General features: G+C 65.7%; 16 protein-coding genes. 8 read left to right on the forward strand and 8 right to left on the reverse strand.

The genetic code is table 11. The annotated features are described in order from the left end of the window. The gene (locus tag PKF00_RS02230; protein ID WP_271215618.1) at positions 1 to 969 is read left to right on the forward strand and encodes an NAD-dependent epimerase/dehydratase family protein; all 969 of its coding nucleotides are present in this window, start codon (positions 1 to 3) and stop codon (positions 967 to 969) included. A gap of 666 nt (positions 970 to 1,635) precedes the next feature. Further along, positions 1,636 to 2,517, forward strand: coding sequence for a GNAT family N-acetyltransferase (locus PKF00_RS02235; protein WP_271215619.1), 882 nt, complete (start codon positions 1,636 to 1,638; stop codon positions 2,515 to 2,517). A 387-nt stretch (positions 2,518 to 2,904) separates the two neighbouring features. Here the strand turns inward: PKF00_RS02235 and PKF00_RS02240 are convergent, their stop codons facing one another. Continuing rightward, positions 2,905 to 3,795, reverse strand: a complete 891-nt coding sequence (locus tag PKF00_RS02240; protein WP_271216342.1) for an aminoglycoside phosphotransferase family protein — start codon at positions 3,793 to 3,795, stop codon at positions 2,905 to 2,907. Between the two features lie 668 nt (positions 3,796 to 4,463). Here PKF00_RS02240 and PKF00_RS02245 point away from each other — a divergent pair. Both PKF00_RS02245 and PKF00_RS02250 read left to right on the forward strand, forming a co-directional pair. Beyond that, positions 4,464 to 4,796: a DUF6247 family protein gene (locus PKF00_RS02245; RefSeq protein WP_271215620.1), complete on the forward strand. Its 333-nt coding sequence runs from the start codon at positions 4,464 to 4,466 to the stop codon at positions 4,794 to 4,796. Between the two features lie 81 nt (positions 4,797 to 4,877). Continuing rightward, the gene (locus PKF00_RS02250; RefSeq protein WP_271215621.1) at positions 4,878 to 5,042 is read left to right on the forward strand and encodes a hypothetical protein; all 165 of its coding nucleotides are present in this window, start codon (positions 4,878 to 4,880) and stop codon (positions 5,040 to 5,042) included. Between the two features lie 378 nt (positions 5,043 to 5,420). Here the strand turns inward: PKF00_RS02250 and PKF00_RS02255 are convergent, their stop codons facing one another. Next, positions 5,421 to 5,843: a type II toxin-antitoxin system VapC family toxin gene (locus tag PKF00_RS02255; RefSeq protein ID WP_271215622.1), complete on the reverse strand. Its 423-nt coding sequence runs from the start codon at positions 5,841 to 5,843 to the stop codon at positions 5,421 to 5,423. After that, positions 5,840 to 6,160, reverse strand: a complete 321-nt coding sequence (locus PKF00_RS02260) for a type II toxin-antitoxin system Phd/YefM family antitoxin (RefSeq protein WP_271215623.1) — start codon at positions 6,158 to 6,160, stop codon at positions 5,840 to 5,842. Before PKF00_RS02260 ends, PKF00_RS02255 begins: the two co-directional genes overlap by 4 nt. Positions 6,161 to 6,551: 391 nt before the next feature. On the opposite strand from PKF00_RS02260, the gene PKF00_RS02265 reads away from it, so the two are divergent. Further along, positions 6,552 to 6,953, forward strand: coding sequence for a VOC family protein (locus PKF00_RS02265; protein WP_271215624.1), 402 nt, complete (start codon positions 6,552 to 6,554; stop codon positions 6,951 to 6,953). A 194-nt stretch (positions 6,954 to 7,147) separates the two neighbouring features. Continuing rightward, complete coding sequence (locus tag PKF00_RS02270; RefSeq protein ID WP_271215625.1) at positions 7,148 to 7,504, forward strand: helix-turn-helix domain-containing protein; 357 nt, start codon at positions 7,148 to 7,150, stop codon at positions 7,502 to 7,504. Positions 7,505 to 7,531: 27 nt separating this feature from the next. On the opposite strand, the gene PKF00_RS02275 is transcribed toward PKF00_RS02270, so the two are convergent. From PKF00_RS02275 to PKF00_RS02285, 3 genes are all read right to left on the reverse strand, one after another. Continuing rightward, positions 7,532 to 8,122 (reverse strand): ClpP family protease, encoded by a 591-nt coding sequence (locus PKF00_RS02275; protein WP_271215626.1) that lies wholly within the window; start codon positions 8,120 to 8,122, stop codon positions 7,532 to 7,534. Then, the gene (locus PKF00_RS02280) at positions 8,119 to 8,745 is read right to left on the reverse strand and encodes a ClpP family protease (protein ID WP_271215627.1); all 627 of its coding nucleotides are present in this window, start codon (positions 8,743 to 8,745) and stop codon (positions 8,119 to 8,121) included. Before PKF00_RS02280 ends, PKF00_RS02275 begins: the two co-directional genes overlap by 4 nt. Before the next feature lie 296 nt (positions 8,746 to 9,041). Continuing rightward, positions 9,042 to 9,479, reverse strand: a complete 438-nt coding sequence (locus PKF00_RS02285; protein ID WP_271215628.1) for a nuclear transport factor 2 family protein — start codon at positions 9,477 to 9,479, stop codon at positions 9,042 to 9,044. 122 nt (positions 9,480 to 9,601) lie between these two features. Here PKF00_RS02285 and PKF00_RS02290 point away from each other — a divergent pair, with 122 nt between their 5' ends. Continuing rightward, positions 9,602 to 10,408, forward strand: a complete 807-nt coding sequence (locus PKF00_RS02290; protein ID WP_271215629.1) for a helix-turn-helix domain-containing protein — start codon at positions 9,602 to 9,604, stop codon at positions 10,406 to 10,408. A 340-nt stretch (positions 10,409 to 10,748) separates the two neighbouring features. On the opposite strand, the gene PKF00_RS02295 is transcribed toward PKF00_RS02290, so the two are convergent. Further along, complete coding sequence (locus tag PKF00_RS02295) at positions 10,749 to 11,306, reverse strand: RICIN domain-containing protein (protein ID WP_271215630.1); 558 nt, start codon at positions 11,304 to 11,306, stop codon at positions 10,749 to 10,751. A gap of 358 nt (positions 11,307 to 11,664) precedes the next feature. Between PKF00_RS02295 and PKF00_RS02300 the strand changes: the two genes are divergently transcribed. Continuing rightward, a complete protein-coding gene (locus PKF00_RS02300; protein ID WP_271215631.1) occupies positions 11,665 to 12,396 on the forward strand; it encodes a hypothetical protein in 732 nt (243 codons plus the stop codon). 522 nt (positions 12,397 to 12,918) lie between these two features. On the opposite strand, the gene PKF00_RS02305 is transcribed toward PKF00_RS02300, so the two are convergent. Beyond that, complete coding sequence (locus tag PKF00_RS02305) at positions 12,919 to 13,263, reverse strand: MerR family transcriptional regulator (protein ID WP_271215632.1); 345 nt, start codon at positions 13,261 to 13,263, stop codon at positions 12,919 to 12,921. Positions 13,264 to 13,275: the final 12 nt, after the last annotated feature.

Here is a 13,275-nt window from a genome sequence, read left to right on the forward strand (position 1 = left end):
ATGTCGTTGACCATGCGGATTCTTGTTCTTGGCGGTACATCATTTGTGGGTCGCGCCATCGTAGAGGACGCTCTGCATGCCGGTGCCGAGGTGACCTTGTTCGGTCGAGGCAGGACCGGGACCGACTTGTTCCCCCTGCTGTCCCGGCTCATCGGCGACCGTGACACCGGCGACTACGCGGCACTGCACGATGGCACATGGGACGCGGTGGTGGACGTCAGCGGTTACGTACCGCGCCACGTCGCGCAGTCGATGGACGCGCTCCGGGACCGGGTGGGCCGATATCTGTTCATCTCAAGCCACATGGTGTACCAACGTACGGGCGTGGGGCCAGGCTCGGATGAGGACACTCCACGTCGGCCGGTAGTGCGCGACACCGAGGAGCGCGATGACGACACCTACGGTCCGCTCAAGGCGGCATGTGAGGACGACGTGGTGGCCCGGTACGGCTCGCGGGCAACGATCGTGCGGCCGGGAAAGGTCGTCGGGCCACACGACCCATCGGACATGTTCCCGTACTGGGTACGGCGGGCCTCGTACGGCGGGCGGGTGGCGCTGCCCGCAGACCCCGAGCAGCCGGTGCAGATCATCGACTCGCGCGACCTGGCCCGCCTGGTGGTGCGGTTGCTCGTTGATGAGCGCCCCGGCGCGTTCAACGCGGTGGGACCTGCTGAGCCGACCACGCTCGGGGCGCTCATCGAGACCTGCGCGCGGGTGGCGGGCACTGAAGTCGAGATCGTGCCGGTGTCGCCCGACGCGGCGCCACCGCTGTTTCCGCTGGTGCGGACGAACTGGCCGACGCAGCAGCGCAGCTCGGCACGGGCCCGTGCGGCGGGAATGCCCGCGACTCCGCTGGAGGTGACGGTGGCTGACGTCTTGTCCTGGGACCGTGAGCGCGGAGAGCCTCCCCTGCGGAATGGTTTCTCTCCGGAGGAGGAGCAGGCCCTACTGGCGCTCCAGGGACGGTAGGGCATCCGCAACCCGCTCGTCATGGGACTTATGGGAGTCGTCCAGACTCCCTATCTACGGCGCTGTAATGTCGGCGATTACCACCGGACACCGTTATGCCCCCGGCGGGGGCCTCAGGGGCCGGGATGATCAGGCGGGCGGGGTGTGCGCGTCGCGCGGGGAAGACCAGCTCACGGCGCTGATCGTCGGGCCATCAGCGGGCCATTAAGGGCGGTCAACAGCGGTCAGTCACGGTCACTCGCGGGGAGTCCGCCGCCCAGCTCAGAGCCCGTACAGTCCAAGATCAGACCGATTCGCAAGCAGGATGTCAGGAGTTCGAATCTCCTGGGCTCCACCGGCTCCCCGACACGAAAAAGCCCAGGTCGGACGTTACAGTCGTCACCTGGGTCCTGATCTTCATCAAGCCCCGTTTCGCCTCCGTGCCCGTTGAGTGCCCGATCCCTCCTTGAGTGCCCCATGGGCGAAGCCGTCAAGGCGGCGACGCTCCGCGCCGCCTCGCGGTCCTCGCCCGCTCGGCGGCCAGGCATACGGCCTGGGGGCCGGTCCCGGCCGCCGGCGACTCGGCCCCGCCCATTGCCCACCGCCCAAGCGCATGACATCAACCTGCTACCGCCGAACGTCGTACCGGCCGCGTCCCATGCATTCCGCGAGGCAGAATGATCAACTATGGCGACGACAATGCGTCAATACGGTGGTGCTCCCGATCTGCGGGCGATGCAGGAACTCACGCAGCGCTTATGGTCGCCCGCAAGTCCACACCACGTGGGCGATCTGGCGTGGGGCCGCTTCATGTACACGCCCGACCAAGCCGACTGGCCCATCGCTCTCTGGGAGGACCACGGCCGTGTGATCGCATGGGGCTGGGCACAGTTCCCCGACGACCTCAAACTCCAGGTCGATCCCGCCCATCCCCAACTGCTCGACGAGGTCCTCGACTGGCTCGACGACCTCGCCGCCGGCAACCCCTGCGAGATCAACTCGCTGGACAGCCAAGAGGAAGTACAGACGGCTCTGCTCCGCCATGGATACCGACGACGAGAGAGCGGCCCCTACTTCGCCTACCACATGCGGGATCTGACCGATCTGCCCGCAGTTGTGCTGCCGGAAGGGTTCACCGCACGCGTCGTCGACGATGAGGCCGACCTGGACCAGCGCGTGGCCGTGCACCAGGCGGCATGGAACTCAACCCATGTCACCACCGACTCCTATCGAGCCGTCATGGCCTCATGGCCTTACCGCTCCGACCTGGACTGGATCGTCGAGGCTGCCGACGGGAGCTTCGCCGCGAACTGCCTGATCTGGCTCGACGACGCCAACAAGGTCGGCCTCATCGAACCCGTCGGCACTCATCCCGAGTTCCGCCGCCTCGGCCTGTCCCACGCCGTATGCCTCGCCGCCCTCCATGCTCTCAAGGATCTCGGGGCGACCACCGCGATCGTCTATCCTCGCGGGGATCCCGCCTATCCAATCCCCCAGCACCTCTACCGCGGCCTCGGCTTCAGGCCGTACGACCGCACACGTACATACACCAAAGCAGGCCAACGATGATGTACTGACCCTGCGGACACAGCCACGACCGAGCCACGGCGGGATCAACAGGAGAAGCAGCGCCTCCGGCGGGGGCACTCCGGCTCCGGGATGATCAGGCGGGCGGGTGTGCGCGTCCGCGCAAGGGTCTCAGGCCGTGCCCGTCGCGTGCCCGATGGGGCGGGAAACGAGAGGGAACAGCGGGAGTCACGGGAAATGCGATCAGTGCTGTGAGCTGCGTCTTCGCAGGTCGAGCAAGATTGGCATGCGTCTTTGCAAGCAGGATGTCAGGAGTTCGGACCTCCTGGGCTCCCCGCCAGCTCAAAGGCCACCTCCCATGATCGAGAAGTGGCCTTTTCATGTCTGTACGGAGTACGGCTACGGCTCCGCCTCTCACCAAGGTCTGATCTAGCCGATGAGGGCCTCGGTGATCTGACGGGTGGTCTGCGCGGCGACCCTCGGGTTGACAGCTGCATAGGTGGTGTAGGCGTTCAGACCGGTGGCAAGGGCCCAGCCGCGCCCCCGGGTCCAGGTGGCGTCGTCTACATCGAGCGTGGCGCGGAAGGCGGCCCGGCTGTCGGCCGACATCAGGGTGAAAGCGATGATCAGATCACAGGCCGGATCGCCGATGCCGAGCCCGCCGAAGTCGATGACCGCGCTGAGACGGCCGTCGACGGTCAGCAGGTTGCCGGTGTGGAAGTCGCCGTGGAACCAGACCGGAGGGCGATCCCAACCGGGGGCGCTCACGGCCGCGTTCCACAGTTCGGTCATGGCGGTGGTGTCGAACACGCCGTCGGCCTCTGCGATGGCGGTCCGCGTCGCGCGATCCCGGCCCGCCAACGGCTGGTCGGCGAGGTCCTCGCGGGCCTCCATGGCCTGAACGTCCTCGGACATGAACTGCTGAAGGGCAGTTAGGAATTCCGCCAGTTGGACGGCGGCCACGGACGAGTCGGCCAGTGCTTCGACGGTCGCCACCTCGCCCTCCAGCCAGCGGGACACCGCCCACCGCCACGGATAGCCGAAGTCGGGCTCACCCACTCCCACCGGTACCGGGACGGCCAGGGGCAGTCGCGGGGCGAGCCGGGGCAGCCACTCAAGTTCCTTTTCGGCCTGCCCGATGGCGCCGTCGTGGCGGGGCAGCCGGACGGACAGCCGCTCGCCCAGCCGGTAGATCACATGGTCCGAGCCGGCCGGATCGAGCAACTTCAGAGGCAACGCGGCCCACTGCGGGAACTGCGTATCGACCAGCCTCCTGACCAGCGCGGCATTGATCGTGGGGCGGGTGTCCGCGGTTCTCACGGTTGCCAAGAGCAACTCCTGCGATCGGCCCGCTCCGTACGGCGGGGGCCGGACTATCCCAGTGCACTGTGGCTTGCCTTGTCGACCGGATTTCCCTCAGCCGGACTGACCGGGCCACCAAGGCCATATCCATGGAATCGGCCTTGGTGGTGCGTGAGGGCCTGGAAACCGAGGGCCGGACGCGTCCGTCTTCGTCTGGCGGTGCAGCAGCTTGCCCGCGACGCGCTGGAGCCGCCAGAGGATGGAGGCGGACTGGGGACGGGTCGTGCGTGGTGCACCGTGCAGGTCGTGAGCGTGATCACCGGGCCATTGAGGGCGGTCAACGGGGGCCGGTCACGGTCACTCACAGGGAGCCCGCCGCACAGTTCAAGGCCTGTATGAACCAAGATCAGGCCGATTTGCAAGCAGGATGTCAGGAGTTCGAATCTCCTAGGCTCCACCAGCTCCCTGGACACAAGAAAGCCCAGGTCGGACGCTATGGTCGTCACCTGGGTTTTGATCTTCGTTCGATCTGGTTCCGCCTCCGTGCCCGATTCCCATACGTGACTGGCGTGATGTAGCTGTGGTCACAGTGCGTCAACATCATCTTCTGCAGACTCGTGTCACGGGATTCCTGAGCGGTTCTGACCGGAGTCTGTAGGCTCTATGAGCAGGGAAAGGAGTCCAGCATGACCGCGCAGCCGGATGACTTCGTGCCGTCCGGTCCGTCGATTCCTGAGAAGAACCTGCGGGCCATCCGCGCCGCTTTGGGGGTGGCGCAGGACCGAGAGGCGTTCGATGCAGGGCTCAAGGCGGTGCTCGATGAGGTTCGAGTCAGTTTGGATCTCGGCGCGTTGAACGCTTTCGTCCATCGCTGGTGGATCTCCGCGTGCGACTCGGTGAGAGATCTGGAAGGCCGCCGCCGAATGCACGCCAAGGCCGAGCAGGTCCTTGCCGGTGGGCCGATCCCCTCAGGAAGGCCATGGCGTGAGGTGCTTGGTGACCGCGGAGTCGACCTGTAGGTTTACCAGATCACGCTTGATTCCTTCGCCGAAGAGCAGATCGCTGCGATTCCGGCGGAAGCGCTACGTCCACTCGCTGAGTTGCTCACCCTCCTTGAGGTCGCACCGTGGAGCGGCCAGCCGTACAACCCGGCCAACCCCAAGGCCAACATGCTTACGCACACGTTCGGCGAGCGGGGCCTCGCGACGTACATGGTTCTGGACGAGCAACGCGAGGTGTATCTCATACGTGTTGAGTGGCCATGATTCTGGACGAGGCGGTAGGGGGCGCGGCCATTCGACAGACGCTGGATGTCCGGCAACTGAGATCTTCCGAAGAGCGGTTCTCTGAGTGACCAACTGAGTGACAACGGCTCCGGACGTCCACAGACGACGGTGGATCACCATGGACTGTTTATGCAGGTGGGGGCGGGTATTCGCCGAGGTCCCGCCCCACCTGAGGTGCTTTGCAAGCAGGATGTCAGGAGTTCGAATCTCCTAGGCTCCACCAAAGAAAAGTCCAGGCCAGGGGTGGTTTCCCGGTCTGGGCCTGGGCCGTTCAGGGCCCTTTGCGAGCCGTACGGCACGGAAATGCGGCAACGGTTACGTACTCAGCCGGCACCGGTCTTTTCGGCTGTCTTTCGCTCATCCGCTGTCCCACCGTGGTCGGGTGACCGGAACCACGGAGAGCAGGTGGTTCAGGCCCTTGAAGTCCTTGGGGTTGCAGGTGTAAAGGGGCAGCCGGTTCGCGACGGCCACGCAGGCGATCATCAGGTCCGCGGTACGGGGGCGGGGTTTACGGCCTGAGGCGATGACAGCCGTCCATAGTTGGCCGTACTCGCGGGCGGCGGCGTCGTCGAAGGGAAGTGGATCGAACTCGGCCTCGACAGTCTGCAGGATCTTCATCCGTTGGGCGAGCTCCTGCGGTCCAGTGGCCACCAGCACACCGACTGACAGCTCCGCGGTGGTGATGGCACTGATCATCATCTCGTCGGGGAGCTCGTCGGGGTCGATGCCGGCGCGCAGGATGAGGATGTTGGTGTCGAGCAACCCCTGGGCATGGGTCATTCCTTGTTCTCCGTGAACTCGCCTCTGCCGTAAGCGCGGTCATAGGGATCGTAGAGTTCGTCGTTGACGTGGCGGTCCATGTCCTCGCGGTATTTCCGGTCGTCCAGCCATGGCATGCCACGAGACACGGCGGTGAATTCCGCTCGTGAGACGGCCCGGCGTCGGCGGCGGATGGGGACGAGGTCGCCGATGTGGTGGCCGTTTCGGGTGACGGCGTACCGTTCCCCTCGTTCCAGCCCATCCATGATCTCGGCTGACCGGTTACGCAGGTCGCGCTGGGAGATCTGATGGGAGGGTTCAGGTTGAGGAGTGTTCACTCTTCGACCTTACAAGGATGTGCCACCGCGTGCTACAGGATGGCACAACTTGGCGAGGTCATCTGGGATCTTGATCTGAAAGCCTCGGTGATGGGGAGAAGACGGAGGGCAGAGGGCAGCCGAGGCTTTGAATTGGGTAGGTCGAGGAACGCCGCCGGGCCATTGAGGGCGGTCAACCAGATCATCGTCGTCCGCCTGCCCGCGTTCGACCTCAGATCGGCGAAGACGAGTCCCTCGCCGGTGATCTGCATCAACTGACGTTCGATCCGCACGGTTCCGGCGCCGCCACCGCGTCCACACAGAGGACAGCTCGGGCAAGGCTCCTGTGGCCGCCCGGGTCTCGCCATCGTGGCCAAGGCCTGTATCAAAGATCTTGTGACAGGATCGCGGGGTGCTGCGACTCACCGATTTCATCATCGACTGCCCGGACACGATGAAGCTGGCGGCCTTCTACTCTGAGGTGACGGGACGCCCGATCAAGGAAGGCAGCCACGAGAACTGGGCCGGCATCAAGTTCGGCGAGATCGAGCTGGCCTTCATCCGGGTGGACGACTACCGCGCTCCGCAGTGGCCCGACAGCGAGCACCCCAAGCAGTTCCACCTCGACTTCGAAGTGGACGAGATCGAGTCCGAGCAGCGCCGCGTCCTCGACCTCGGCGCGACGCTGCAGCAGGACTTCATCGGCCCCGACGGCTACGGCTGGCGGATCTACACCGACCCGATCGGCCACCCCTTCTGCCTGTGCCGGAACAAGGGCGTCGTCTGGACCGACCAAGGCCCGATCTGGCCCTAGTCGTGGGTCGGCCACCACACCCATACAGGTCGCGATCACACTGTGGCTGATCACCGGAATCACCGAATGATCTCCGCTACGGTGACCACTCGGTGAGCGCGTGATTCGCCCTCAGACGGACCGGAGGAGACGGGACGATTCCGCTCTGCGCAGATCCGGCCGAACTCGAACGCGCCGTCTATCTAAGGTGAGGCATGGCCTCTTCTGTCCCGCCGCTACGTCCAGCGATCGACCGGACCGACTCCAAGCCGTCTCCGGCTCGCGAGCCGCTGTGGCGGCACGCGCTCGGTGAGTGTCTCCGAGGCCTTCGTCACGAGCGGGGCGAGAAGTTGAGCGAGACGGCACGTCGCGCCGGAGTCTCGCCGCAGTATCTCTCCGAGATGGAACGAGGCGTCAAAGAGCCGTCGAGTGAAATGATCGCTGCGGTCGCCGGCGCGCTGGATGTGACCCTGGTCGATCTGACCCTTGCCGTCGCCGAGAGCCTGCGGTCTGCTCAGAGCAGCGCGTCGAGAGGTGCTACCTGCTCGGCGGCGTACGCTCTGGCCGCGTAGCGTGGCCTGCCGGGATCATCCACCGGCCTACGAACGCTCCTCGATGATCTGATCGAGGAGCCCGTACTCCAAGGCCGTGGTCGCGGTGAACACGCGATCGTGATCGGTGTCGGCGCGTAGGGTCTCGATCGTCTGGCCGGTGTGCCGTGACAGTATGCGCTCGATGTCCGCTCGGACACGGACGACCTCGTCGGCTTGCAGGATGAGATCGGGGATCGTTCCGCGCCCCTGAGCAGCTGGTTGGTGCAGGATCACTCGTGCGTGTGGGAGAGCGGCACGTTTTCCCTCGGCACCCGCGGCGAGAAGGACCGCGCCCACCGCGACGGCCTGTCCAACGCAGGTTGTCGAAACCCGCGGGCGGATATAGCGCATGGTGTCATATATCGCGAGCATCGCGCTCGGATCCCCGCCTTCACAGTTGATGTAGAACTGTATTTCGGCATCGGGGTTGTCCGACTCCAGGAAAATCAGCTGCGCGATGAGCGCGTTTGCGACGCCCGCATCGATTGCGGTGCCCAGATAGATGATTCGCTCGGTGAGCAGGTGCGAGTAGACATCCATGATCCGCTCGCCACGAGAATTCTGAGTGATGACGTTCGGAATCGTATACGTGGTCATCGGCCGGCTCCTTCGGTGACGTCGAATCCGAGCCGTGGGCGATTGCGTGGCGCGATTTCGGCGAAGTTTTGCACGATTGCGTCTATGAAGCCGTAGTCCAGTGCCTCTTGCGCTGTGTACCAACGATCGTGCAGAGAGTCCTCGAATATGCGCTCGACGGGTTGCCCCGTGTCCTCGGCGATGAGACCGAGCACCGTGTCGCGAGTATGCCGAAGGTCGCCGGCCTGCAGTTCGATGTCGACCGCGGTGCCACCGATTCCCGCCGAGCCCTGGTGCATCAGGACACGTGCGTGCGGCAGGGCGCGGCGCTTCCCTCGGGCCCCCGATGACAGCAAGAATTGCCCGGCGCTGTAAGCAATGCCCAGCACGAGGGTCGACACGTCACAGGGAATGAGTCGGATGATGTCGCGGATCGCAAGCATCGAGGGAACCGACCCGCCCGGCGAGTGAATCCACAATGCGATGTCCGTCGACGCGTCCTGCGCGGCGAGTGCTATCAGTTGCGTGGCCAGCAGTGTCCCGTTGTCGTCGTCGAGGGGGCCGTCGAGAACGAGAACACGCTGCTCGTAGAGCTCGCGCCTTACCTGCGCATTGAACAGTGGAAGATTTGATTCTCCGCTCATGCGTCCATCATGTGAGGCGGTCCGGACCGGCGTCGACACGATCTGCCTGGGGCAGATCTGCTCTGAGCAGCGCGAGCTCGGTTTCCAGCCCGGTTCGTGGCGTTGCGTTCGGGAATCGAGTGGGGCGAGCGCGTCGGCGGGAGCCTCGGTCTCGATTCCGTCATGATCAACGGCGCGCGCAGCCCGTTCGATCCGGTGACAGGCGTCGGTTCAGGCTCCACCAGCTCCCCTGATACGAAAAAGCCCAGGTCGGACGCTATGGTCGTCACCTGAGCCTTGATCTTCGTTTGGCTTGCCTATGCCTCTGTGCCCGTGGTTGCTGTGGACCCTTCGCCAAAGATCATGCGGTGCCCGCGGGCTGTGTCCACGTATTCGCGGACCCGGTGGATGAGCTCGTCCCGGAGTTCGAAGACGAAACAGTAGTCGTTGGCGTATCGATTGCCATTGGCGAGCCTCGCCGTCATGGTCGCCTCCACGGTCACCCGCTCGCCGTCGGTGTGGGACCCGTGAAAGGTGACGGTGACGTCACGCGCGAACAGGCGGGGGAAGTCCTCGACGAAGAAGTGCACGATCGCCTTCCTGCCTACCATGTGGTTGGTCGTCTCGAGCGCGACGGCAGTGGCGTTCCCAGGGGGTGACAGCCATTCGGCGTCCTCGGTGAGGACCGCGGAGATCCGGTCGGGGTCGTTGCCGGCGAACGCTTGGAAGGCGTTCTGGATGATGTTGTAGCTCATGACCCCACTGTCACCGTCACTGCGTGCCGGTGTATTGGACAAATGTTCCGGTTGATCGCTCTTAGCATGGGGCCATGCGACCTGCCGCGCACGAGCATTGGACTGTGGCCGGGTGGGATGTCGTGAGGTCGCCGAGGCCCAACCGGGTAGCCGGTGTCACCATGGCCGGGTTCCACAGCCGCAGTACGGGCTCGGTCGACGTGCGGGTGGTTCCCCACCCGGCCATCACACTGGTTCTGGAGTTCGGCAACGGCCCGCTCGTCGTGGACGCCGCCACCGGCCGGCAGCAGCGGGGAAACCTTGTCGCCGGGTTCTTGCACAGCGCTGTTCGGGTGCGAGGCGAGAACGTCGAGTGTGTGCAGGTGCGCCTGTCCCCGGTGGTCGCACGCGCCGTGCTGGACGTCTCCCCATCGGAGCTGGACCATACCGTGGTCGCCCTCGACGACCTGTGGGGCCAGGACGCGGCACGAATCCGACAGCAACTCGGCGATGCCACGTCGTGGCAGCATCGTTTCGCGTTGGTGGAAGCGTTGCTCGCCCGCCGAGCGGAAAGGGAGCCGTCGGTAGACCCCGAGGTGGCCTGGGTCTGGGAGCGGGTCATGGTCAGCCGCGGCCGGGTCCGGGTCGAGGACCTGGCGGCCGAGGTCGGGTGGAGTCGCAAACGCCTGTGGTCCCGGTTCCGGTCACAGGTCGGCCTTCCCCCCAAGCGCGCCGCGATGCTGGTCCGCTTCGACCATGCCGCCCATCGCCTGGCCGCAGGCGAAGACGCGGCCCGGGTGGCGGCGGACAGCGGCTACGTCGACCAGTCCCATCTGCATCGGGACGTTCTGGCGTTCACCGCGGTGACTCCGGCGACCGTGGTCAGCCAGCCGTGGCTGGCGGTGGACGGCATCGCGTGGGCGGGGCACGGCGCGGGCGGGACGGTCTGACACCTTGCTGCGCGCAGTACGCATCGCTCGGCACGGCACGGCACAGGGACAGCGTCCACCCTCGTGGAGCGCGATCCGTGTTCCTCGGCTGATCACCGTCCGTGAACGCGGAACCGGCCGTACGCGCAGAACTCGAAGTGCGTCACAGCAAGAACCCGTCCGGCCCGGCGTCGGCTTCCCCGGATCACCCCGCCGTTCGCGTCGGCGGTCGCTCCGGACCGACGTGACACGCCCCGCCCGCCGGATGTCTCAGCCCCGGCCCACCGGGGAGCCGGGTCGCTGTCCTGTCAGCCGCTGATGTCGTGCGGTGCATCGGGAGGGCGCCGGGTGGGACCAGAGATCAGGACAGGGTGTCCTTGATCGCGAACTGGCCGTTGTTGATCACGAACTTCTGGTTGGTGTTGTTGCTGTCGCACTGCCACAGGTACACCTGGGTGCCGTTGCCGCGGTCGTTGGTGACGTCCAGGCACAGGGGGTTGCCTGAGTTGAGGGTGGACCTGAGGATGATCGCGCCTCTCCGGACGACCCAGAGCTGGTTGGGGTTGCCCAGGCACTGCCACTGGTAGACCCGGGTGCCGTTGGTGCGGTTGTTGGAGGAGTCCAGGCACATCGTCTGGTTCCTGCCGATGGTGTCTTCCACCTTGATGAGGCCGTTGTCGATGACGAACTTCTGGTTGGTGTTGTTGCTGTCGCACTGCCACTGGTACATCAAGGTGCCATTGCCACGGTTGTTGCTGACGTCGATGCACATTGGGGGCCAGGCCAGGGCGGTGCGACCGGCGGGCTGGAGAGCGGAGGCGGTGGCGGGCTGGAGGGCGGAGGCGGTGGCGGGCAGGGCGGTTGCCGCGCCCACCGCGGTGGAGATGAGAGCGACGGCTAGCAGACGGTGAGCAGGCATGATTGGCTCCCAGGAGAGTTGATCAGGTCCCAAGCACCATGTCATGACTGAAAGTCCTCGATCAATTACTCTGAGTGTGATTCCTCTGCGTGTCGGAACGTTCGGATCCCCGGACCATTGGCTCTCCCCGGCAGGCACCCCGGTCACGTTGACGGACGATTCCACGCCTACGGACTCCAAGGGAGAGGAGTGATCGACCTGCCGAGCGGTGGCGCTTCCCGTCGCGGAGCAGGATCGTTCGGAGCTGTTCAGGATGGGCCGCGTATGCCCTCTGATCCGCGTTGAACCGTCCGGAACAGCCTGAAGCCGATCTTTCGATCCGTGGATTCCGGGTTTGAGAGCTTGCCACAATCGGGCCGTGGACTCTCAGGACTCTCCGCTTCGCAGGGCTGTCCGGCTCTGTCTCGCAGGCACTCACGCCGACGAGGTCGCCGCCGGCGCTCTCCATGTCATGGAGTGCCTGGAAGACGACGACTGGGAGACAGCCCTCATCCTTCTCGAGGATCTCGGCGACGCTCGTCCACAACTGCCCGAGTTCTGGAGCCTGCTGGCCGACGCGGCCCGCTTGCTATGGCTCCGGGATGACGCCGCCTGGTACGAATGGCGGCGCGGTCAGGCCCGCAACGGCGCTCTCCGGGCCGAGCTCTGCCTGATGCGTGCCGAGGAGGGAGGCCGAGCGGTGCCGATACCTCCCGGCGGGTCGCTCCGGCCCATGTGGGACATCGGCCACCGTACGCCCGAGGGGGATCCCCTGCTCGGCGTCGCCTTCCTCTGGGTCGAGGGCCGTGATCCGCTGGAACCAGGCGAGTGCGCGCCGGTGAGGCTCATTCCCCTGACTCCTGGGAACTGGCGGCACCTCAGGCCGGATGACGTGATCACCATGCATGAGCTGCGGCCGCCCGTCGCAACGGCGCGCATCATCGAGGTCATGCCGCCCGCGGCGGGTGTCTCCCAGGGGCGGGAAAGGCTCTCAGGGACGCGTACTACGACGAGCGCTGCGACATGGGCGCACGACGGCTCATGTTCACATCCGTCCAGCACCGGTCAGGATCGGGTTCCGAACCCTCGTGCATGGCTGGGACGGTCCTGACAAGAGGCTCGTGGACGCCGGCCGTCGGGCCTCTGGTGGAGCCGCTCATGGTGTGGCCCTCGGCCGGACACGTAGGGCTTCGGGCATTGGCGTCGGCCTAAGATCAACTCATGCGAACCGGCTACAACGAGGCTTTGGCGATGCTCGGATACCTGTTGGGCGCGGTGGCCTCGTCTGTGCTCGTCGAATGGGCGCACGAGGGCGGTCGGGAGTCGCTCGGTGAAGTTCTGCTCATGTGCTCCCTGTTGTTCGAGGTCGCTTTTCTCTTCGGGGTGGTCCGGCTTCTCTTCCGGGGGGTGCGGTGGGGCGGTCGCGTCTTCGCACGCCGGGGGCGGACAACGACCCCACAGGACCCTCCCGGCTCGCCGGGCCGTTAAGGGGTCGACGGCGGTCGGTCACGGTCACTCCCGGGAAGGCCGCCCGGCTCGGACCCCCTACGGCCGAAGATCGGACCGGTTCGCAAGCCGGATGTCAGGAGTTCGAGTCTCCCGGGCTCCACCCACTCGAAGGCCAGGTGACGGATCAGGGCTGCGCCAGGTAGTCGGCGAGGGCGCCGCGGCTACGTTGGAGGCTGTCGATGCGCTCGTCCATGGCCGCCAGTTCCCCGTTCAGGATGTCCCACAGGTCCGCGCACCAGTCGAAGTCCGGGCGCTCGCCCCGTGCGCACGGCAGCACGGAGCGGATCACCTCGGTGGACAGACCGGCCTTCAGCAAGGCGCGGACCTGCCGCACCGTGACCACGGAGTCCTCGTCGTAGTAACGGTAGCCGTTCCGCCCACGTCTGGTGTCGAGCAACCCTTGCGCCTCGTAGTAGCGCAGCAACCGCGGGCTGACCCCGGTACGCCGGGACAACTCTCCGATCAGCATTCGACCCGCCCG

The sequence above is a fragment of the Streptosporangium carneum genome, assembly GCF_027922005.1.
GTDB classification, from domain to species: Bacteria; Actinomycetota; Actinomycetes; order Streptosporangiales; family Streptosporangiaceae; genus Streptosporangium; species Streptosporangium carneum.